The sequence below is a fragment of the Actinoplanes sp. ATCC 53533 genome, assembly GCF_003947245.1.
Window position 1 is genome coordinate 101,095 of record NZ_QHHV01000125.1, and the last position, 21,254, is coordinate 122,348.

Annotated in this window: 20 protein-coding genes and 1 pseudogene; 9 read left to right on the forward strand and 12 right to left on the reverse strand. The window is 72.2% G+C overall.

The window, feature by feature from the left end; all coding sequences use genetic code 11:
* Positions 1–66 precede the first annotated feature (66 nt).
* Entirely contained in the window at positions 67–912 is an 846-nt protein-coding gene (locus DMB66_RS35800; RefSeq protein ID WP_233625070.1) for a polysaccharide deacetylase family protein, read from the reverse strand.
* Positions 913–1,166: 254 nt separating this feature from the next.
* Between DMB66_RS35800 and DMB66_RS35805 the strand changes: the two genes are divergently transcribed.
* Positions 1,167–1,904, forward strand: coding sequence for a lytic polysaccharide monooxygenase (locus DMB66_RS35805; protein ID WP_125808555.1), 738 nt, complete (start codon positions 1,167–1,169; stop codon positions 1,902–1,904).
* Positions 1,905–1,971: 67 nt separating this feature from the next.
* Positions 1,972–2,511 (forward strand): DUF305 domain-containing protein, encoded by a 540-nt coding sequence (locus tag DMB66_RS35810; protein ID WP_233625071.1) that lies wholly within the window; start codon positions 1,972–1,974, stop codon positions 2,509–2,511.
* Here DMB66_RS35810 and DMB66_RS35815 read toward each other — a convergent pair.
* Complete coding sequence (locus tag DMB66_RS35815) at positions 2,508–3,059, reverse strand: hypothetical protein (protein ID WP_125808556.1); 552 nt, start codon at positions 3,057–3,059, stop codon at positions 2,508–2,510. The two genes, DMB66_RS35810 and DMB66_RS35815, sit on opposite strands and share 4 nt — an antisense overlap.
* Before the next feature lie 102 nt (positions 3,060–3,161).
* Here DMB66_RS35815 and DMB66_RS35820 point away from each other — a divergent pair, with 102 nt between their 5' ends.
* Entirely contained in the window at positions 3,162–3,650 is a 489-nt protein-coding gene (locus DMB66_RS35820; RefSeq protein WP_370319837.1) for a MarR family winged helix-turn-helix transcriptional regulator, read from the forward strand.
* Positions 3,651–3,676: 26 nt separating this feature from the next.
* A complete protein-coding gene (locus tag DMB66_RS35825) occupies positions 3,677–4,210 on the forward strand; it encodes a GNAT family N-acetyltransferase (RefSeq protein WP_125808558.1) in 534 nt (177 codons plus the stop codon).
* Positions 4,211–4,242: 32 nt separating this feature from the next.
* On the opposite strand, the gene DMB66_RS35830 is transcribed toward DMB66_RS35825, so the two are convergent.
* Together DMB66_RS35830 and DMB66_RS35835 are read right to left on the reverse strand one after the other, a co-directional pair.
* Positions 4,243–4,881 carry a response regulator transcription factor gene (locus tag DMB66_RS35830; protein ID WP_125808559.1) on the reverse strand — a complete coding sequence of 213 codons (639 nt, stop codon included), beginning with the start codon at positions 4,879–4,881 and terminating at the stop codon, positions 4,243–4,245.
* Positions 4,878–6,053, reverse strand: coding sequence for a sensor histidine kinase (locus tag DMB66_RS35835; RefSeq protein WP_125808560.1), 1,176 nt, complete (start codon positions 6,051–6,053; stop codon positions 4,878–4,880). The genes DMB66_RS35830 and DMB66_RS35835 overlap by 4 nt, the downstream gene beginning before the upstream one ends.
* A gap of 159 nt (positions 6,054–6,212) precedes the next feature.
* On the opposite strand from DMB66_RS35835, the gene DMB66_RS35840 reads away from it, so the two are divergent.
* The 3 genes and pseudogenes from DMB66_RS35840 to DMB66_RS66135 all read left to right on the forward strand — a co-directional run bounded on the left by DMB66_RS35840 (position 6,213) and on the right by DMB66_RS66135 (position 9,569).
* A complete protein-coding gene (locus DMB66_RS35840) occupies positions 6,213–7,001 on the forward strand; it encodes an ABC transporter ATP-binding protein (protein ID WP_125808561.1) in 789 nt (262 codons plus the stop codon).
* A gap of 803 nt (positions 7,002–7,804) precedes the next feature.
* Positions 7,805–8,098, forward strand: a pseudogene (locus DMB66_RS66130) (FtsX-like permease family protein); the annotation flags it as partial.
* Between the two features lie 1,069 nt (positions 8,099–9,167).
* The gene (locus DMB66_RS66135) at positions 9,168–9,569 is read left to right on the forward strand and encodes an ABC transporter permease (RefSeq protein WP_370319852.1); all 402 of its coding nucleotides are present in this window, start codon (positions 9,168–9,170) and stop codon (positions 9,567–9,569) included.
* A 66-nt stretch (positions 9,570–9,635) separates the two neighbouring features.
* Here the strand turns inward: DMB66_RS66135 and DMB66_RS35850 are convergent, their stop codons facing one another.
* Positions 9,636–9,935, reverse strand: a complete 300-nt coding sequence (locus DMB66_RS35850; RefSeq protein WP_125808562.1) for an antibiotic biosynthesis monooxygenase — start codon at positions 9,933–9,935, stop codon at positions 9,636–9,638.
* Positions 9,936–10,211: 276 nt separating this feature from the next.
* Between DMB66_RS35850 and DMB66_RS61605 the strand changes: the two genes are divergently transcribed.
* Positions 10,212–10,367, forward strand: coding sequence for a hypothetical protein (locus DMB66_RS61605; protein ID WP_158647482.1), 156 nt, complete (start codon positions 10,212–10,214; stop codon positions 10,365–10,367).
* Positions 10,364–11,071, forward strand: a complete 708-nt coding sequence (locus DMB66_RS35855) for a GNAT family N-acetyltransferase (protein WP_199752816.1) — start codon at positions 10,364–10,366, stop codon at positions 11,069–11,071. Before DMB66_RS61605 ends, DMB66_RS35855 begins: the two co-directional genes overlap by 4 nt.
* Here DMB66_RS35855 and DMB66_RS35860 read toward each other — a convergent pair.
* The 7 genes from DMB66_RS35860 to DMB66_RS35895 all read right to left on the reverse strand — a co-directional run bounded on the left by DMB66_RS35860 (position 11,051) and on the right by DMB66_RS35895 (position 21,234).
* Complete coding sequence (locus DMB66_RS35860; protein WP_199752817.1) at positions 11,051–13,153, reverse strand: response regulator; 2,103 nt, start codon at positions 13,151–13,153, stop codon at positions 11,051–11,053. The genes DMB66_RS35855 and DMB66_RS35860 overlap by 21 nt on opposite strands.
* The gene (gene cheB / locus DMB66_RS35865; protein WP_125808563.1) at positions 13,150–14,247 is read right to left on the reverse strand and encodes a chemotaxis-specific protein-glutamate methyltransferase CheB; all 1,098 of its coding nucleotides are present in this window, start codon (positions 14,245–14,247) and stop codon (positions 13,150–13,152) included. The genes DMB66_RS35860 and cheB overlap by 4 nt, the downstream gene beginning before the upstream one ends.
* A gap of 103 nt (positions 14,248–14,350) precedes the next feature.
* Positions 14,351–17,353 carry a response regulator gene (locus DMB66_RS64335; protein ID WP_233625072.1) on the reverse strand — a complete coding sequence of 1,001 codons (3,003 nt, stop codon included), beginning with the start codon at positions 17,351–17,353 and terminating at the stop codon, positions 14,351–14,353.
* Entirely contained in the window at positions 17,353–18,822 is a 1,470-nt protein-coding gene (locus tag DMB66_RS35880; RefSeq protein WP_125808564.1) for a methyl-accepting chemotaxis protein, read from the reverse strand. Before DMB66_RS35880 ends, DMB66_RS64335 begins: the two co-directional genes overlap by 1 nt.
* Before the next feature lie 5 nt (positions 18,823–18,827).
* On the reverse strand, positions 18,828–19,367 hold the full coding sequence (locus tag DMB66_RS35885; protein ID WP_125808565.1) for a chemotaxis protein CheW: 540 nt from the start codon (positions 19,365–19,367) through the stop codon (positions 18,828–18,830).
* Complete coding sequence (locus DMB66_RS35890; protein WP_125808566.1) at positions 19,364–20,764, reverse strand: protein-glutamate O-methyltransferase CheR; 1,401 nt, start codon at positions 20,762–20,764, stop codon at positions 19,364–19,366. The genes DMB66_RS35885 and DMB66_RS35890 overlap by 4 nt, the downstream gene beginning before the upstream one ends.
* Complete coding sequence (locus DMB66_RS35895) at positions 20,761–21,234, reverse strand: chemotaxis protein CheW (RefSeq protein ID WP_233625073.1); 474 nt, start codon at positions 21,232–21,234, stop codon at positions 20,761–20,763. Before DMB66_RS35895 ends, DMB66_RS35890 begins: the two co-directional genes overlap by 4 nt.
* Positions 21,235–21,254 lie beyond the last annotated feature (20 nt).

Here is a 21,254-nt window from a genome sequence, read left to right on the forward strand (position 1 = left end):
TCCTCCCGGCCACTATGCGCACCGGGCCGGGGGATCTCGCGCGTTGAGTCGTTGATCCGTTCGTGGTCAGGCCGGGATGTAATCCTCCAGGAGGGCCGGCGTCAGTCCCGCCTTGTGGATCGCGCGCAGCGCCGCCAGGAAATCCTTGACGAAGGCCGGCCGGAAGTGCATCAGGATGATGTCGCCCGGCAGCACCTTCTTGCCCTCCTGATAACGGACCTTGCCCTTGTGGACCGTCTCCTTCCACATGAACGCGGCCTTGATCCCGCAGTCGCGCGCCGCCCGCAGCGTGGTGGCGTCCTTGGTGCCGAACGGCGGCCGGAACAGCACCGGCCGGCGCTGGTAGAGCTGGCCGAGGCGGTCCGCGGAGCCGCAGATCTCGCGGCGCTGGAAGGCGTACGACTTGCCACGCAGCTCGGTGTGGGTGATCGTGTGCGCCTCGATCACCGCGCCCTGCTGCTGCAGGCGGGCGAAGTACGGCTCGTCGTCCTTGATCGCGTCGGTGGTCAGGAACAGGGTGACCGGGACGCGGGCCGCCGCCATCAGCTTGGCCGCCTCCGGCAGCTTCAGGTTGCCGTCGTCGATGGTGATGAACGCGACCGGCTGCTGCGTCGGGATTCGCGACAGGTACGGCACGGCGCCCGTCGCGGGCAGGGTGATCGGCTGGGGCGGGGGCTTCGGCGGAAAGACCGGTATGTCGCTGAGCGTCCAGCCCTTGCCCTGGGGCGGCGGGGTGAGCGAGGCGGCCGGCGCTGACGGGGTGGCCAGGTGTTCGGTCGGCGAGGAGGCCGAGGCGCTGGGCGGCGCGGCCGGATCCGCCGCGGGGGTGCCCGCCGAGCAGGCGGCCAGGGGCAGCCCGAGGAGGGCGGCGACGGCAGCGGTCAGGGCTCGGCGGGGCATCGGCAAGATCACCTAGGGAACGCTAGAAAACGCTCGCAACCGCGTACAGCACCCGAAAGGGTGCACACCGTGACTTCACCCCCGGTATCGAAAAACTTCGTTAGTTCTCTTTACTGTTAACAAGCTTTAACTTAGGTTGGGGTCAGCTTCCATCCATCGGGCGATGTCGATCCGTACCGGGCGTCCCGGTGCGGCCGTTGGCCTGGCCCGCGGCAGGCCGGGTTCCCCCAGATCCGGCCTGCCGCCCCCATGAAGAGGAGCGCTTCATGAGAAGAAGAGTCACCCTGCCGCTGCTGACCGTCGCCACGGTCGGCGCCTCACTGTTCATCGCCGTCGCACCGGCTGCGGCGCACGGCTACATCTCCTCGCCGCCCAGCCGGCAGGCCAACTGCGCCCGCGGCGCGGTGGCCAACTGCGGCGACATCATCTACGAGCCGCAGAGCGTCGAGGCGCCCAAGGGCTCGACGCAGTGCAACGGCGGCGGCAGCCGCTTCGCCGTCCTCAACGACAACAGCCGCAACTGGCCGGCCGCGAGCGTCGGCTCGTCGGTGACGTTCAACTGGGTGCTGACCGCCCGGCACTCCACCAGCACCTGGGAGTACTTCATCGGCGGCACCCGGCTGGCCTCCTTCAACGACGGCGGCGCGCAGCCCGGCGCCACCAAATCGCACACGGTCGGCATGGGCGGCTTCACCGGACGGCAGACCGTGCTGGCCCGGTGGAACATCGCGGACACGATCAACGCCTTCTACTCCTGCGTGGACGTGAACATCGGCGGTGGCCCGACTCCGCCGCCCACGACTCCGCCGACCACCCCGCCGACCACCCCGCCCACGACGCCGCCGACCCAGCCGCCGGCCGGTGGCACCTGGCAGGCCGGCACCGCGTACGGGGTCGGCAGCGTCGTCACCTACGGCGGCGCCTCGTACAGCTGCCGGCAGGCGCACACCGCGCTGACCGGCTGGGAGCCGCCGAACGTCCCGGCCCTCTGGGCCCGGATCTGAATCACCCGTTCGGGTGGGTCCGCGGCCGCCGGCGCGGACCCACCCGCCTCACCACCGGAGGGCCCCCGTGCGCCGTCTCGCCACCGCGCTGCTGATGCTGCTCGCGCTGGCCGGTTGCGCGGCCGATCCGGCGCCACCGCCGCCCGCGTTCAACGGCACCGACGTGATGTTTCTGCGGATGAGCCTCGACTACATCGGCCAGGGTGAGCGGGTCGTCGAGCTCGCCGGGCGGCGCACGGCGGATCCCCGGGTGCGCGCGCTGATCATCGAGCTGGGCGGCCAGTGGCGGAGCGAGGCCGGCACCATGCGGCGCTGGCTGGCCGGCTGGCAGCCGCCGTCGGCGGCGGCGGCGGACCCGTCCGCCCACGCCGGCCACGGCGACCCGCACTCCCTGCGGGACGCCGACATCGCCGAGCTCGCGGCCGCCCGCGGCGCCGACTTCGACCGTACGGCGGTGAGCCTGCTCCTGGGACACCTGCACAACTGCGTCGAGGTGTACCGGATGGAGGTGGCCGGCGGACGGTATCCGCCCGCCAAGGCGCTCGCCGAGACCATGACCACGCACCGGCAGGCCCAGATCCAAGGGCTGCTGACCCTGGCTGCCTAGGAAGCCTTGTTGTACTTGTCGACGCTCTCCCGGAACGCCTGCCGCTGGCATTCCTGCTCGTCGTCGTAGGCCTTGTTGGCGCTCGCGGTGTCGCCGTACCGGATGGCCACCGGGTCGCCGCCGACGGTGACGTCGTGGCCCTTGGCCTTGAGGCAACTCGCCGCCTCCCGCAACAAGTCGGCGTACTCGGGATTGGTCCGCTGCTCCCGCTCCAGCCAGTTCTCCGGATAGAGGTGCCAGCACTCGGCCGCGGCGGCCTTGCTCGCGGCGTCCGTGCCGATCCGCGGCTTCGCGCCCGTGTCCGTGGTGGCGCCCTTGTCGACGAGACACTTGGTGTAGACCGCGACGTACCGGTCGAATACCTCCGGGCCGTCGTCGGGGCGGCGCAGCGGGCGCTCCCGGGCCGCCGCGGACGGTGCCGCTGCCGGGCTCGCGGTCTGCAGGGTCGCGACGCCCGAACGGTCGGTCGCGGCCGGCTCGCCGCAGCCGGCGAGCACGTGCAGGAGAAGGATCGATCCGGCCAGCGCGTGGAGCTTCCTGATTGGCATGCGGCCACTGTCGGGCAGAACCTTCAGAAACGTGTTAGGACGGGCAACCCCATCCGATCGGGGCTCTCGTTGAAGCTTCAAATCAGCAGTACCATGGTGGCCGTGACCGTCGAATCCCCTCGCTGGCTCAGCACCGACGAGCTGCGGGCCTGGCTGCCCCTGGGTGGCCTGCTGCTGAGACTCCCCGCCGCCCTGGACGCCCAGATGCAGCGCGACTCGGGCCTGAGCCACTTCGAATACCTGGTGCTCGCCAGCCTCTCCGAGGCGCCGGAGCGCACCCGCCGGATGAGCGCCCTGGCCGGGCTGGCCAACGGCTCGCTGTCCCGGCTCTCGCACGTCGTCAAGCGCCTGGAGGCCCGCGGCTGGATCGAGCGCAAGGCCTGCCCGTCGGACGGCCGTTACACCAACGCGGTGCTCACCGACGCCGGCTGGGACAAGGTCGTGACCAGCGCGCCCGGGCACGTCGAGGCCGTCCGGACGCTGGTCCTGGACGCCCTGTCCACCGAGGAGCTGGACCAGCTCGGCGCGGTGGCCCGGCGCATCCTGGAGCGCCTGGAGCCGGGCGACGCCCGAAATGCCTTTCCCGGCTGACCGCCCGGCTCGGTACTGTCGCGGCCATGGCCGACCTCATCGCCCCCACCGCCCGGCTGCACGAATCCTGGCTGCGCTCGCGCGACGAGTGGGGCCGCGGCGTGCACCAGGACGGCGGGGGCCTGCGCCCGGGCGACGACGTGGACAGCCCTGACGGTTTCGCCGCCTGGGTGCGCCGGCTGCTGAGTGAGTCCGACCCTGCGGTGCCGGTGCCGGAGGGACTGGTCCACTGCACCTACTGGTGGATCGTCGAGGACGGCGAGATGCTCGGCGCGATCGCGCTGCGCCACGAGCTCAACGACTTCCTGCTGCGGGCCGGCGGGCACATCGGCTACGGGGTGCGGCCGTCGGCCCGCCGCCGCGGGCTGGCGTCGTTCGCGCTGGGCGAGGTCCTGCCGCACGCGGCCAAGCTGGGCCTGGCCCGCGTGCTGATCACCTGCGCCGTGGCCAACGAGGGCTCGCGCCGGGTGATCGAGGGCAACGGCGGCGAGCTGGAGGACATCCGCGACACCGAGATCGGCCGACTGCGCCGGTATTGGATCAGTTTGTCCGGCAGCTGAGTTCGTGGAGACCCTCGTGCGGCAGGCATAGCTCAGCCGACCACGCGGCGTTCCCAGGCCCAGGCCGCGATCTCCACCCGGTTGCGGGCGCCGAGCTTGGTCTGCACGCTGCCCAGGTGGGTCTTGACGGTGCCGACGGAGATGAACAGCTGCGTCGCGATCTCCGCGTTGGTCAGGCCCCGGGCCGCGAGCTTGACCACGTCCAGCTCGCGCGGGGACAGGCCGCCGTCGTCGCCGGTCGGCGCCGGCGGGGAGAGGTGCTCCAGCAGCCGTACGGTGATCGACGGGCTGATCAGCGCGTCCCCGGAGACCGCCGCGCGCACCGCCTCCACCAGCAGCGCCGGCCCCGAGTCCTTCAGCAGGAAGCCCGCCGCGCCGTTGCGCAGCGCCTGGTGCACGTACTCGTCGAGGTCGAAGGTCGTGACGACGACCACCTTGATCGGGTCCGCGACGCCCGGGCCGGCCAGCAGCCGCAGGGCCTCCAGGCCGTCCATCCGGGGCATCCGGATGTCGAAGAGCGCGACGTCCGGCTTCAGCCGGCGGGCCATCGCCACCGCCTCGACGCCGTCCGCGGCCTCACCGATCAGCTCCATGTCGGGCTGCGCCCCGATGATCATGCCGAAGCCGGTCCGAACCATCGCCTGGTCGTCGGCGATCATCACGCGGATCACCGCGTCACCTCCTGGTCGAGCGGCAGGGCCGCGTCGACGACCCAGCCGCCGTCGATGCCCGGCCCGGCGGTGATGCGCCCGCCTACCGCGCGGACCCGTTCCGTCAGGCCCACGAGACCGTACCCTGGCGCCTCCCGCGGCATGGCCGCGCGCGGCGGCGCGCCGTCGTTCGCCACCCGGACCAGGAGCCAATCGGGGGTACGGCGCACCCACACGTCCGCGACCCGGGCGTCCTTGGCGTGCCGCCGGATGTTGGTCAGCGCCTCCATCACCACCCGGTATGCCGACGTGGAGACCTCCACCGCGATCCCCGCCGTGTGGCCGTCCACGTGCAACCGCGCGAGCACCTCGCCCGCCGCGCTGAACTGTTCCAGCAGCGGGCCCAGCTCGTCGACCCCGGCCAGCGGCGCCAGCGGCGCGTCCGGGCGGGCGTTCGGATCCCGCAGCACCCCCACCATGCGGCGCATCGACGCCATGGTCTCCGCGCCGGCCGCCTCGATCTGCTCCAGCGCCAGCAGCACCCGCTTCGGGTCCTGCTCGGCGATGAACCGCGCCCCCTGCGCCTGCACGACGATGCCGGTCACGTGGTGGGCGATGAAGTCGTGCAGGTCCCGGGCGAACTCGGCGCGCTGCTCGGAGCGGACCGAGTCCATCGCCCGCAGCCGGGTCGACTCGATCATGCGCAGGTAGACCGCCAGCGCGATGACCGCGGTCGCGACCAGCCCCAGGGCCAGGCCGACGATGATGTAGTCGGCGTCGACGCCGGCGCGCAACGGCATGAACCCGATCGCCATGCCGAGCAGCAGCACGGCGCCGACGGTCCACCGGCTTTCGCCCCGGCGGCAGACCACGTACATGACCGCGAGCAGGCCGACCGTTTCGGCCAGGCCGAAGCTGGCCCCGATGCCGCCGGAGGTGGCGCCCGCCCCGATGGTCAGCAGCAGGGAGAACCCGGCCAGCAGCATGGCGGCCTTCGGCAGCCGGGTCGAATTCTGCCGGTGCGGGGGCAGCCAGACCGCGGCGGTCGCCAGCGCGCCGATCAGCAGGACGAAGGCGAGCGACAGCCCGCCGGCGGACACGGCGGAGGCCAGGTCGATGAGCCCGAGTATCGCCATCACGAAGAGGGTGGCGAGCTGCCCGGCACGGCGGATCAGATGGGGTCGCGTCAACATCGTGACCCAGCGTAACCGCTGCTCAACTCGCCTCCATCGGCCGAAAGACAGACCCGCCGCGGCCGCCGATCCCCGCTGCGGGCCGATGTGCGGGGTGCCTGCCGGCCATCAGGATTCTCCCAGTTTCACGACCTGAGTTCGCTACTTGGAGGCACCCTGATGAGAACGCAGTCCCCGGCCGCCGCGCCGACGACGATGCCGGCCGGCCCGGACGACGGCATGACCGCCGTCGCCGCCGTGGACCTGGTGAAGGTGTACGGCAGCGGGGAGACCGCCGTCCGGGCCCTCGACGGTGTGACCGTCGGCTTCGCCCGCGCCCAGTTCACCGCCATCATGGGCCCGTCCGGCTCCGGCAAGTCCACGTTGATGCACTGCCTGGCCGGGCTGGACACAGCCACTTCGGGCCGGGCCCTGCTGGGCGGCACCGACCTGACCGTGCTCAGCGACAAGGTCCTCACCCGGGTCCGCCGCGAGCGGATCGGCTTCGTCTTCCAGTCGTTCAACCTGCTCCCGCAGCTCACCGCCGCGCAGAACATCACCCTGCCGCTGGACCTGGCCGGCAAGCGCGCCGAACGCGGCCTGTTCGCCCACCTCGCCGACGTGCTGGGCCTCAACGGGCGGCTCACCCACCGGCCCAGCGAGCTCTCCGGCGGCCAGCAGCAGCGGGTCGCGCTGGCCCGGGCGCTGGTCGCGCGCCCCGAGGTCGTCTTCGCCGACGAACCGACCGGCAACCTGGACTCCCGCTCCGGCGCCGAGGTGCTGTCGTTCCTGCGCGCCTCGGTCCGGGAGCTGGGCCAGACGATCGTCATGGTCACCCACGATCCGGCCGCCGCCGCGTACGCCGACCGGGTCGTGCTGCTCGCCGACGGCAGGGTGGCCGGCGAGCTGGACCGCCCCGACCGCGCGTCGATCGCCGACGCCCTGCAGAACCTGGGAACCTACCGATGAACGTGCTCCGTACCCAGCTGGCCGGCGTCTCCCGGCGCCCGGCCCGGCTGCTGCTGACCGGGCTGGCCATGCTGGTGGCCTCGTTCGTGGTCTACGCGACCGTGCTCACCCAGCAGATCACCGAACGCACCCTGATCGGAAGTCTGAGCCGCACCGCCGCGGCTGTCGACATCGTCGTCGGCGGGGAGTCGCCGTCCGGCGGGCTGCCCCGCCTCACCCTCGCCGAGCTGGCGAAGCTGCAGGCCGTGCCGGGGATCGCGGAGGCGGCCGGCCGGGCCGAGTTCTCCGGCGAGACCGGCGGCCAGTACCTGAACATCGCGGCCGACCCGGGCACCGGCCAGCTCGCCCTCGCCCACACCACCCAGGGCCGCTACCCGTCCGCGCCGGGCGAGATCGCGGTGACCCCGCGCACGGCGGACCGGATGGGCCTGCCGATGGGCAGCACCATCTCCCTGATCACCAACTGGAACGACGAGGGCAAGGCCACCAAGACCGCCCGGTTCACGATCACCGGTCTGGTCGAGGCCCGCGACGACTACGGCTCTTCGGCGTACGCCCCGCTGACCACGGTAGCCGCGCTGGGCACCGGCGACACCGCCGCTGTCGTCTCGCGGATGGACCTGCGCCTGGCGCCCGGCGCCGACGCCACCGCCGTCCGGTCCGCGGTGGACGGGATCGTGCGGGGCATGCCGGCGCCGCGGGAGGGCGAAGAACGCGCGCTCGTCCGTTCCGGCGCCGACGTCCGCACCGAGGAGGCCAACCAGGTCTCGTCCGACCTGAACGAGCTGTTCGCCGTCGTGGGGATGTTCGTGGCCATCGCCGTGGTCGCCGGCGGGCTGGTCGCCACCTCCACGTTCCGGATCGTCTTCGCCCAGCGGATGCGCCAGCTCGCCCTGCTGCGGGCCGTCGGCGCCGGGCGCGGCTCGATCAGCCGGGCCCTGGCCGTCGAGGGCGCGCTCACCGGCCTCGTCGCCGGCCTGGCCGGCGTGCTGGGCGCGCTGGCGGTCGGCCATCTCCTGCCGCCGCTGCTGCGCGGCTTCGACCTCGCGGTGTCCTCGCCGGGGGTTCCCGTGCTGCCGGCGGCCGGGGTGGTCCTGCTGGCGGTGCTGATCACCGTCATCGCCGTCCTCGCCCCGGCGTTCTCGGCCGCGAAGGTCGCCCCGCTCGAGGCGCTGCGCTCGGCGAGCGTCACCGCGGGCCGGCGCGACATCGGCAAGCTGCGCGGGGCGTTCGGCCTGCTGCTCGCCCTCACCGCGGCGGCCGCCGCCGCGTTCGTGATCATCAACCTGCCGGGCCGCGACGCGAAGGACTACTCGGCGGCACCGATGCTGTTCACCGTGGTCCTCTCCGGCGGGCTCGCCTTCTTCGCCCTGATGGCGCTGGGCCCGGTCCTGGTCCGCCCGGTGCTCGCCACGGTGGGCTGGCCGCTGCGCCGGCTGGGCGCGATCGGCCGGCTCGCGGTGGGCGGGGTGGGCGGCGCACCCCGCCGGGCCGCCGCGGTCTCGGTCGTGGTGGCGCTCGGTGTCACGCTGATCGCCGGCGTCGTGGTGACCGGAGCCTCGGTCCGGGTGCTCGCCGACCGCGAAATGGCGTCCGCCCTGCCCGCCGACTACGAGCTCGCCGCCAACGGCGAGGTGCGGGTGCCGGCCGCGCTGGCCGACCAGGCCAAGGCCAGCCCGGACCTGCGGAACGTGACCGCCTACCGACGCCTCGACAACATCAAGCTCGGCAGCGACATCACCGAACTGCAGGCCTCGGACCTGGACATGGACGCGCTGCCCGCGCTGGACAAGATCGACGTGTCGGCCGGCGCGCTGAGCGGTATCAGGCCCGGTGCCATCGCGATCTCGGGCTTCGCCCAGGACCTGACCAACCTCGCGGTCGGCGACACCATGACCCTGACCAGCGGAAAGAAGCAGATCCAGGTCACGGTGGCGGCCACGCTGCCGGACGGCGCGCCGCTACAGTCGGACCTGCTGCTGGACCCGGCCGACCTCACCAAGCTGGGTCGCCCCCGCGACCTACTCCGGGCTGCTGGCCGACGCGGCGAAGCCGGGCGAGGACGGCCGCACCGCCGGTCAGAAGGTCCTGAAGCAGCTCGCCCAGGGCCACCCGGGCCTGGGCGTCCAGGTGCTGGCCGACGAGCGCGACGAGTTCAACCTGGTCATGGACGGCATACTCGCGGTGGCGATCGGCCTGGTCGGGCTGACGGTCCTGATCGCCGTGGTCGGCGTGGGCACGACGACGGCCCTGTCGGTCGTCGAACGGGTCCGCGAATCCGGCCTGCTGCGCGCGGTCGGCCTGTCCCGCGGCGGCCTGCGCGCGATGCTCACCGCGGAATCCAGCCTGTACGGCGTGATCGGCGCGACCCTCGGCCTGCTCCTCGGCGTCCCGTACGCATGGCTGACGATCAAGGCACTCGGCGCGAACGCGCCGCTCGCGCTGCCGGTATGGCAGCTGGCCGCGGTGTTCGTGACACTGGTCGCGTTCACGGCGCTGGCCGGGGTGCTACCGGCCCGGCGTGCGTCGCGGGTGAGCCCGGTCGCGGCGCTGGCCACCGACGGCTGAGCCCGTTTCGGCACGACGTCACCCCCGGCGACCTGGTCGCCGGGGGTGGGCGCTTCACCGGACGTCTCAGGTCACGGTGTAGTGGGTGACGGTTTCCTCGCGGCCGACCAGGAAGTCGTCATCCTCGGGATAGAAGACCGCCCGGGTGATGTCCGTCCCCGCGAAGCCCCTGATCACCTCCAGCGACTCCCACCAGCTCAGCGTCACCACCTCGGTGCGGCCGTCGCCCAGGTCGCGCGTCCACATCTGAGCGTCGACGTTGCCCGGCGTCCGCCGATAGGCGGCCATGCCGGTTTCCTCGATGTAGGCGACGTATTCGGCGGCCCGGTCGGTCGCGACCCAGCCCCGCCACATGCGTGCGATCATCCGCTCGACGCTAGGCCGTGCACCATGTACAGGACCAGCCTGGCAGCGCGCCGGCGGCCGCAGCACTGGGCGCTCAGCGTGCCGGAAGCGGCACGTCCACTCGATGACGAAGGCCAGTGCCTCGAGCGGGTTCGCCTCTTGTGATGCTGGCGGGCCTGGCGGGCCTGGCGGGCCTGGCGGGCCTGGCGGGCCTGGCGGGCCTGGCGGGCCTGGCGGGCCTGGCGGGTCGCAGTGGTGTGCTTGACGCCATGTATAGAGACTCACTACACACGGCGTATGACCAACGGAACGCTGATCGACTTCGGCGGGCAGCCGGGCACGGGCAAGTCGACACTGGCGAGTCATCTCGCCGAGCGCACCGGTGCGGTGTGGTTGCGCTGCATCGACGAGGTAGCGGGCGCGATGCGGCGCAACGCCGGACTCGTCGCGTGAACGATTTGCCGCTCACCGGGCTGAACGACTGGCCGCCCACGGGGCTGAACGACTGGCCGCTCGCCGGGCTCCGCCTGAGCTGCCGCGAGGTCTCGCTGCGGCCGATCCGGGAGGCGGACCTGGCCGACCTCGCCGCGATCCTGCCCGCCGACTTCGAGCAGGACCCTCGGCTTGAGCTGTTCCCCGGCCTGAGCGACGAGCAGAACCGGCGCCGCCTGTTCTTCCAGGGTTATTGGAGGGCGCTCGGCACGTGGTCGCCGTCGTCGTGGGTGCTGCACCTCGCCGTCGCCTACGAGGGGGCGCTGGTCGGGGTCCAGACGCTGGAAGGGGAGAGCTTCCCGGTGCTGCGGACCGTCGACACGGCGTCCTGGCTGGTGCCGGGGGCGCGCGGGCGAGGGCTCGGGGTGGCCATGCGGACGGCCGTGCTGGGGCTGGCCTTCGACCGGCTCGGCGCGGTCGCGGCCGTGTCGTCCGCGGTGGCCGGCAACGCGGCGTCCCTGGGGGTGTCCCGGCGCATCGGGTATGCCGAGAACGGAGTCGGCCGGCTCGTTGTCCCGGGTGGTGCGGTGGCCGAGCTGCAGAACTTCCGGCTGACCGCGCAGACGTGGCGGGCCGCCGGACACGGCCGGGCGGTGGCGGTCGAAGGGCTCCCACCGTGCCTGCCGTGGTTCGGGCTGCCGGAGTCATCGGTGGGCCGGGGGTAGCGTGAACCAGAAGGTCGCGCCCCGCCCGTCCTCGCCCTCGGCGTGGATCTCGCCGCCGTGGCGTTCCACGGCCCGGTGCACGGTGGTCAGCCCGATGCCGGTGCCGGGAAACTCGGCGGCGTTGTGCAGCCGGGCGAACGGTCGGAACAGCTCGACCGACTTCCCGGAAGGGAATCCCGCACCGTTGTCCCGGATGTGGTATCTCGGGTTGTCGCCCGGCCCGCTCCAGCCCACCTCGATCGAGGGATCCGCCACCCGGCTGGTGAACTTGCACGCGTTGTTGATCAGATTTTCCAGGATGACCCGGACCAGACCCTCGTCCCCGTCGATGGTCATCGCCTCCGCCACCGTGAACCGGATCATCCGCCCCGGCTCGCGCGCCTCGACCTCGGCGATCACCTGCCAGACCGTGGTGGTCAGGTCGAACCGGTGCCGGCGCAACTCGCCGCGGCTGGCCCGGGCCAGGATCAGCAGCGACTCCACCAGGTCAGCCATCCGTCCGGCGGCGGCGTGGATGCGCTCCACCCGGTGCCGGGCCTGGGTGCTCAGCGGCTCCTCGTCCTCGTCGAGCATCGTCTCCGCAAAGCTGCTGATGACCTGCAGTGGCCCGCGCAGGTCGTGCGAGACAGAACCGCTGAACGCCTCCAGCTCGCGGTTTCGCCACTCCAGCTCCTCGACCAGCGCCGCCCTGGTCTCGGCGAGCTGTCGCGCCGCCCGTTCGCCAGCCGCGTCGAGCTCGCGGCGCATCAGCTCCTCCCGGATGCGACGGCTCTCGTCGAGCGACTGCTTGCGCCGGATCTGCCCCCGTACGTGGGCCCGCAGGGTCTCGGCGTCGTCGGTGAAACGCACGTAGTCGTCGGCCCCGGCGGCCAGGCAGTCCAGCAGGACGTCGTCGTGATCGCCGGTCATGATGACGGGGGTGTCGCCGATCTGCGGCACCTCCTTGATCCGGCGGCAGATCTCCTGGGCGGCGCCGCCGGAGCCGCCCACGCTCAGCACGATGCAGTCGACCGGCTGCGCCGCGAGCAGATCCAGTGCGTCGTCTCCGGTGGCGGCGGCCACCACGTCGTACCCGTCGTCGCGCAGCGCGTCGCCGAGCGCGCCCAGCCGCTGCCGGTCCGGCGTCACGGTGAGCACCTTGCCGGGCCCGTGCAGGCTGCCGGTCGCCTCGATGGGGAGTTGCCCGGCGCTGGTCCGCAGCACGGCGGCGAGCTTGGCCAGCACGACGGCCAGATCCTGCTGCTTGCGGACGAACGCGTCGGCGCCCGCCTCCAGCATCTGCACCTCGGTCGCGTAGTCGTCGGACGCCGTCATGAGCAGGCAGGGAATGTCGCGCAGGGCGGGATCGAGCCGCAGCCGCCGGATCACCGTGGCCCCGTCGATACCCGGCATGACGCCGTCCACGATGACCGCCTGTGGCCGGCGGTCGGCCGCCGTCCGCAGCCCCTCCTCGCCGGAGTTGGCCGTGATGACGGCGTACCCCTCGGGCTCCAGCAGCTCCCGAAGCTTCTCCCGGAAGGTCAAGCTGTCGTCGATGACCAGCACGGTGGTGCGATCGTCGACGCGGTACGGGTCCTCGCCGAGCAGTTGCCGCGCCCGCGCGACGACATACCCGGCGTCGTAGGGCTTGCCGACGTACTCGTCCGCCCCGGTCCGCAGCCCGTGCAGCCGGTCGGCGACCTCGGCCTCGCTGGAGAGCAGCACGGTGATGGTGAGCTCCCGCCCGGGACGAGCCCGCAACTCCCGCAGGAGTTCGACCCCGTCGGCGTCGGGCAACAGCACATCGAGCACCGCGACGTCGAAATGCGCACCGGTGAACGCCGCCCGCGCCTCCGCCCCGTTGGCGCAGAGGATCGAGCGGAAACCGTCAGCCTCGAAGGCTTCGTGCAGATCCATCCGAACGGTCAGGCTGTCGTCGACGATGAGCACGGTGTGCCCGTCCGCAGTCGTCCCCGGGCCGGCCTCGTCCGCGCCGTACCGGTCGGTGTAGCGGCTGGCCCGGGGGACACGGCCGGCCTCGGCCGGCGCTGTCACCTCGGGCTGGGCGAGCCGCCCGACGGCCTTGTGGGTCGGACGGCTCATCGCCGCGCCCCCACGCCGGACGATATCTCGGCGAGCCGCGCGGCGATCCGAGACGGCGGCATGATGAACGCGGCGGCGCCGAGCAGCGCCGCCTCCCGCGGCATGCCGTACACGACGCAGCTCGCCTCGTCCTGGGCGTAGGTGTGTCCGCCCCGCGCCCGCATCTGCAGCAGGCCGACGGCACCGTCGCGCCCCATCCCGGTCAGCAGGCACCCCGCGGCGCTCGGGCCGTACTCGGTGGCCACGGACTCGAACAACACATCGACCGACGGCCGGCAGGAGTGCCGGGGCAGGGCGTCACTGAGCCGCAGCGCCCCGTCACGGACGAGCAGGTGGCGGTCCGGTGGCGCGAGCAGGATCCGGCCGGTGAGCGCGCTGACCGGCGTGCCCTCCCGGGCGTAGCTGACGTTGCGCCCGGTCTGCCCGGCGAGCCAGTCGGAGAAGGCCACGGCGAACGGCTCGCTGGCGGCGATGTGCTGCACGCACAGCACCGGCGTCACGAAACCGACGGGCAGGGCCCGGAGCAGATCGGTCAGCGCGCCGGGCCCACCGGTCGAGGCGCCCAGGGCCACCACCTTGAACGGCGGTTCGCCGCCGACCGGCGGCGGCCACGGCGGCGGAGCGGTCGGCGGGACCACCTGCTCTGCCGGCTCGGGAGCGCCGCGGCTGCGGCCGTCCAGGCGGGCCCGCGGGTGGGTGATGACGCGGATCCGAGAAACCAGCCGGATGGTGGAGCACAGCCGCCGGGCCCACCCGGCGTCGGAGTCGTCGCCGCGCGGCTTCTCCAGCACGTCGACCGCCCCGGCGGCGAGTGCGTTGTAGGTGCTGAACAGCTCCTGCCGGTCGGCGGAGGAGACGACCAGGATCGGCGTGGGAAATTCGGCCATGATGTGCTCGGTGGCGACGAGTCCGCTCATCGTCGGCAGCATCATGTCCATGGTGATCACGTCGGGCCGCAACTGATCGACCATCTCGACGGCCTGCCCGCCGTCGAGCGCCTCGCCGACCACCTGGAGATCGGGGTCGGCGGCGAGGGCCTCGCGCAGGGCATGGCGCATGGTCGCCGAATCCTCGACCACCAGAACGCGGATCACGCGCGATTCCCTTCTCGCATCGTCAATACGCGGACGCAGGTATGACTGGTGGCACTGCGGCGTCCACCTACTCCGATGCCGGCGCTGTAGCGGGTGGCCTCGTTCATGCCGGCACCAGGCTGCGGATCTGGGCGAGCAGCTCTTCCTGGTTGAACTCGCCCTTGACCACGTAGGCGCTGGCCCCGACGGCGGCGCCGCGCTGCCGGTCCTCGGCACTGGCCCGGGAACTCACCAGGATGGCGGGCACCCCGGCCAGCTCCGGATCGGCCCGGGTCTCGGCGACGAAGGTGAACCCGTCGATGCCCGGCATGTCGATGTCCGTGAGGTAGAGGCCGTAGCGACGGGACCGGGCCCGCTCCAGGCCCTCCTCACCGGAGGCGGCGAGATCCACCTCGTACCCGGCGGACTCGAGGATGCTGCGCTCCAGCATCCGGGTGGTCAGCGAGTCGTCGACGACGAGAATGGGCAACCGGCGCACGGGCTCATCCGGCGCGGCGCCACCCCCGCCGAGTCGCAACGTCTCCGCCACGAGCCCCTGGGGGTCCAGCACGAGCCGCGGATTGCCGTCGAGGTCCATCGACACGCCGCCGATGACCGGCGCGCTGGGCGCGAGATCGGGAAGCGGCCGAACGACCAGCGTGGACGTCCCCGCGAGCCGGTCGACACCGACGGCCACGGCCTCACCGTCGAGACCGACGACGACGGCGACCGTCGGCCCACCGCCTTCCGGCACAGTCGTGCCGGCGTACAGGGCCCGGGCCAGCGGCAGGAAAGGTATGGCCTCGCCGTCGTGCGCCATCTTCCCGGTGACGGCCGCGGCCGTGGCCTGCTCGGGCAGCAACCGTACGCAAGTGAGCACGGCGTCGAGCGGCACAGTGGCCACGGTGCCGGCCGCCTCGACGATCAGCCCGTGCAACGACATCAGCGCCAAGGGCAGCACCAGCTCGATGACTGCCCCGCGACCTGACACCGTACGCACGGACACGTCACCGCCGAGCTGGTCGGCCACGTCCCGGGCGACGTCAAGCCCGATGCCCCGGCCCGCCACCTCGGTCACCGTGGGCGAGGTGCTGATGCCGCCGCGCAGAACCAGCTCCACGAGCGTCTGCTCATCGGGCGGCGTCCCACCCGGCATCAGCAGACCCCGGGCCTCGGCGGTGCGCCGGACCGCGGCAAGGTCGAAGCCCTGGCCGTCATCCGTACAGCGGAACGCCACGAAACGCCCACGCCGCTCAACCTCCACGACGACTTTGCCCTCGACGTGTTTGCCGGCCGCGAGCCGATCCGCATTCGCCTCGATGCCGTGCGCGACGGCGTTGCGGACGACGTGCAGCAGGGCGTTGTTGGCCAAGGCCAGCACCTGCGGATCCAGCCGCAGGTCACCACCGCGACCCTCGAAACGCACCCGCTTGCCCTGGGCGTCGGCGGCGTCCCGCACGGCACGGTGCAATCCGGTGAAGATGCTCGACGCCGACACCAGCCGCAGCCGCTCGGCCCGGCCACGCACCTCGTCGAGCTCCCGCTCGACCTGCTCGACGGTGTCGGTGATCCGCCGCCCGAGCGCACCGAGATCGGAGGCGAGACGGGCGGCAACGCCCCGAGCCGCATCCGTGTGGGCGGCGGTCCGCCCCACTCGCAACTGATCGGCCAGCGCCTCGGCGGCGCGGGTCAGCCGGTCAAGAGCATGCCCACCGCTGCGCAGCGGCGCGAACCGGGCGTGCGCCTCACCGACGGCGTCGAGAAGCTCATCGACATCCACCGTCGCACCCCGGGCGGCAGGCGCCGATTCGGTGTGCGAAGCCGCCTTTGTGGTATCGCCACTCGTCGCCGCCTGGCCACCGCCGTAGCCCGCCGGCGCGATGCTCGGGTGACCGTGGCTGCGGTTCCGCCGGCTGTCGCCGACCTGTCCCCGGCGCAGGCTCGCCTCCGTGCCGCCGGCCCGCCCGCTGTCGCCGGCCCGCCCGCTGTCGTCGCCGTCGCCGTCGCCGTCGCGCTCGCCGGTGTCCGGAAGGTTGGCCGGTGCCGGACCGCTCTCGGACAACGCTGCCGTGCTGCTCGCCAGCCCGTTGCCGGCCCCGGGTGCACGGGTAGCCGTCTTCCCGTCGCGGGGCTGCGGCCCGCCGTCGCCTGTTTGCCCACTGAGCGCTTCCGGCTCTCCGGCGGAGGTCGGCTCTCTCGTGGAACTCGACTCTCTGGTGGATCCGGGTCCTTCGGCGGAGATCGACTCTCCGGTAGACGCTGGCTTTCCGGTTGACTCTGCCTCTCCGGTTGGCTCCTGCTCTCTGTCGGTGCCGGGCCGGTGAACTACCTCTGCTGTGCTCCCGTCCGCGGCCGTGGGCTCCACTGCCCGGTTCGATTCAGCCTCCGGGTCACCGGATGCCGATTGGCCTGCGGACCTTTCACCAACGGCAGCCGCACCCTGGCTGCTGGGTTCTGCCGCCGCGCTGCCCTGCCCAGTCGGCCCCGGTTCGGTGACCGGCCCACCCACGTCGTTCAGCCTCTGGCCCTCGGCGGATGCCCCGGCCGGGCCGTGGCCGAGTTCGGCGCTCGCGGGCTCACCGACCTCATCGCCAGGAATCCCAGGCGCGTCTGTCTGCGTCCCGGTGTCGGGACCGCTGGGTGCGTAGTGCGGTGGGCTGCCGCCGGGTATCCCGGTGCCGCCGCCTGTCCTCGGATGATCAGGCATGGCCCCTGGCCCCGCGCGACCGCTGGCCGGCCTCGGCCGGGGCGAAGGACTCGGCCCGCCGGGGGTCATTCCCGCGGGGAACCGCAACGGCGCGTTCGGCTTCGGGCTCTGCGGCTCGAGGGCGGCGACCCGCGCCTCGATCTCGTCGTTGAGGCGCAGCAACTCCCGCATCTGATCCGCCGACAGCGGGTCGCCGGCGGTGCGGTGCGGCACCAGAACTTCCTCGAAGGCGTGCGCCCGGTCGGCGATCTCCTGCTGCCGTACCACCCGGGCGGCGCCCTTCAGGGTGTGCGCGAAGCGCAGCAGTCGCGCGACCAGGTCGGGCCCGGGCTGCTGATCCAGGTCGAGGACGCCCGCGCTGATCTGGTCGACCAGTTCGCGGGCCTCGACCCTGAAGTATCGCAGCGGATCCTGGCTCATCAGCGCCGACCGGTGCCGACCAGGTCGAGCAGGTCGCCGGAGAGACTGGACAGGTGCGCGGCGGTCTGCTTCGTCTGCACGGCGCTCGCCTCGGTCTCCCTCGTCACGCGGGCGGTGTCGGAAGCAGCCACATTGACCTGCTCGACGGCCGTGGTCTGCTGCTTGGTCGACAGCTCGATCTCCCGGGTCGCGTCGTTGGTGGTGGCGACCATTTGGGCGATGCGCCGGAACGAGCTGGTGGCGTCGTCGAACTGCCGTGATCCGGCATCCACGCTCTTCGCTCCGATCTCCGTCGCCATGACCGTCGTATTGACTGCTCCGCGAACATCGTCGATGAGAGTGCGGATCTCTTTGGCCGAGCCCGCGGTGCGGTCGGCGAGCTTGCGGATCTCCTCAGCCACGACGGCGAATCGCCGTCCCCACTCGCCGGCGCCGCTGGCCTCGATGGTCGCGTTGATGGCGAGGATGTTGGTCTGCTCGGCCAGTTCGGACACCAGATCCACGACGCCGCCGATCTGCTGCGACTTCTCACCCAGCGCCAGCATGTGCTGCACGATCTGATCCACCTGCGACCGGATGGCCGCGATGGAGGCCTTGGTCTGGTCGATCGTGGTGTCGCCGGTCTGTGCGGCGTCCGCGGTGTCCTCCGCGATCTTCGACACCCGCTGCGCGCTGTCCGCGATCTGCCGCGACGTGATCAGCAGCTCGCTGATCGTCGTGGTGATCTCGCTCATCGCGCTGGCCTGGTCCCGGCCGCCGGAAGCCTGCTGGGCCGCGGCGGCCTCGAGCTGCGCGGAGGAGCTCTGGATGTGCCCGACGGCGGCGCCGACCTCGCGGCGCAGGTCACGATTGAGCCGCCAGGCGATGTAACTGCCGCAGGCCATCGCGGCCAGGCCGAGAACGATGATCAGGACGATGGCCTGGGTCGCCCGCGCCGAGGAGTCCCGCCGGGCGGCCTCCACATCGGCGCGGACCTTGGCCGTCAGGGCGGCGATCGCGTCCTGCATCGCCTTCCGGAGCGGTCCGACCACCCCGCCGGAATTGAGCTGGCTGGTGTTCCGCAGGTCCGTGATCGTCTTGCGCTTCTCGATGACCGGCCCCAGCGCCGCCGCGTGCTTGGCCTCGGCGGCCGCGACGGCCTCCAGCAGGGCGAGGGCACCCGGATCGGTGAGGGTGCCACGCAACTGCACGATCAGCGCGAGGAACTGCTCACGGTCGTTGTTGGTCAGATCGAGGTATTCCTGGCTGCCGTTGAGTATGAAGGCGCGGTAGTCGCTGATCCGGCTCTCCGCCTTGGTGGTCAGGTGTTCGGCGCTGACCAGATCCTCGACGGCCTCCCTGATCGTGTCGTCCTTCGCGTCCACGACGACCGACAGCGCGACCACCGAGGCGGTGCCCATGATGAGGGTCAGGGCCACCGTCAGCCCGAATCCGAGCCAGAGCTTGCTGCCGAATGTGCGTTTGGCCATGCCCGTCACCGCTCCTCGGTGTTGTACGTGATGTGTCCGGTCAGCTGATGCACGACCGCCCGGGCCGACGGCAGGTCCACGATCGGCCGGGTTCCGCCCGGCAGCGGCACCATGCCGCGCAGTACGTCGCGACCGCTGTTTCCATCGGTCTCGCCGATGATGATCGAGGTCGGGACCCGGACGTGACCGTCGAGATCGTGGAAAGCCAGCGCCAGGGGCGGAGTGCCCGTGGCGAGCACGAGCCAGCGGGGACGATCCGGCACGGGATGCCCGAGCAGCGCGGCCAGGTCGTAGACGGGCACGATGGAACCGCTGAACCCGGCGACGCCGAGCAGCGCGGCCTGCGGCCCGGGCAGCGGCGTGACCGGCCGGTCGGAGTGCACTCCGGAGGCCTGCGACAGGCGTAGCGCATACCGGCGCCCGCCGGCCCGGATCGCCAGCAGCTCGGCGTACTCGGCATCGTGCTGGCGTGCCGGCTCCGCGAAGGAGCGATCGAAGTCGGCGCGCAGGGCGCCGAGGCGGTCCGTCACTTCGGCGGGATTCATCGGTACGCCCCGCAGGCGTCGAGCTCGGCGCGGCAGAGCGTGGTCAGCGCGATTTTTCCGAAACCGCCGCCGAACAGCGCGATCCGTTCGTCGCGTTCCTGGCGCAGCAGAGTCAGTGCCCGGTCGAGCTCCGGCCCGGCGACGCGGTTCTCGCCGCGGCGGCGGGTGAGCAGGCCGAGCCGGAGCCGGGGCATCGCGAAGTCCGGATCGAGGTAGGCGGCGAGCCGGTAGTGCCCGATCGCCACGTCGACAGCCGCACCGCCCTCCAGGCAGACCGCGAGCTGATGATGCGCATCGGCGGAGAGCCCGTCGATGTCGAGCAGGCGCCGGCACAGCATCTCGGCGTCGTCGAGGCGGCCGGCGTGGGCCAGCAGCACCCCGTGCAGCAGCAGGTCGCGTGGCGCGGGCCGGTCGGCGGGCACGGCCTCGATGAGCCGCAGGGCCTCGGTGAAACGCTCCTCGAGCAGCAACCGCATCGCCCGTTCATGGACATCGGACGCCGTCGGCGTCGCAGGCAAGGGCCCCGGATCCGGGCTCGGCAGGGTCACCGGCGGCGCCGCGGACGTGGGCGACGTCATGGGCTGCTGCCGGCGGTAGTAGAACGTGTGGTGTGTGTGCTGCGGCTGGAGTCCTTCGGGACGGCTGCCCAGCGAGTCGGTGTGGCCGAGGAACAGGTAGCCGCCCGGTGCCAGTGCCCTGGTCATCCTTCGCACCAGGGACTCCCGCACCTCCGGTGTCAGGTACATCAGCAGGTTCCGGCAGAACACGACGTCATACTTATCCGGAAGCCACAGCTCTTCGTCGTCGTTCGCCACGTTGTAGTGCCGGAACCGCACGGCCGACCGGATCGCGGCGTCCAGCTCGAAGTCGCCTTCGCACGGATGGAAGTACCGCCGCCGGATGGTGTCCGGCGTCTGGCGCAACGACCAGGCCGAATACCGGGCTCTCGTCGCCCGGCGCAGCATGTCCGGGTTCGCGTCCAGGCCTTGCACGGAGGTGATCCAGCCCTCGTCGGGCTGCACCTCGCGCGCCATGATCGCGAGCGTGTACGCCTCCTCGCCCGAGGAGCAGCCCACCGACAGCATGCGCAGCACCCGCTGGCCCGAGCGCGCCCGGATCCGTTCGGGCAGCGCGACCTCGGCGAGGGCCGCGAACTGCTCGCTGTGCCGATAGAAGTAGGTCTCGTTCACGCTCAACACCTCGGCGAGCGTGGTCAGCTCGGACTCCCACTCGGCCGTGGCGAGCCGGCCCAGGTATCGAGGCCGGCTGAGCCCGTGTGTGTCGGCTCGCCGGCCAAGCACGTCGGCGAGCTGGGCTGTGTCGTTGTCGTCGAACGTCCAGCCGAGCCTGGCGGCGAGCAGCGCCCGGAATCTCGTGACCTCCGCGGCGGCGTTCATGCCGGCACCGCCAGGGCGGCTGCGGCGGCCCACACCTCGTCCGGCACGAGTCGCATGCTCTGCAACAGCAGCACCGGAACCGCGTCGATCGTGCCCACGGCGGCGATGAGACGGGCGGGGGCGTCCCCGAGCAGCGCCTCATGGCGTCCGGCGGTGCCCGTACGGACCGACCGCACCCCGTGGATGTCCCCGGTCGCGAAGGCCACCGGGCCGCGCTCGGTCCGGACCGCGACGAAGCGCGAGACCTCGGCCTCGGCACCGCCGAGGAGCCGGGCGACGTCGATCACCAACGTGGGGATTCCGCGCATGATGCAGATGCCGGTCACGAAGGTGGGAGTGCCGGCGAGGGGATGGGTGGCCAGCGGCCTCATGGTCTCGATGACCTCGTCGAGGTGCAGGGCGCAGAGCAGCGGCCCGGCTCGGAAGACGAGCGAGCTGTCCCCCGCAGGCTCCCCTGCAGGTGGCACCATTTGTCCGGGCTGCCCCATTC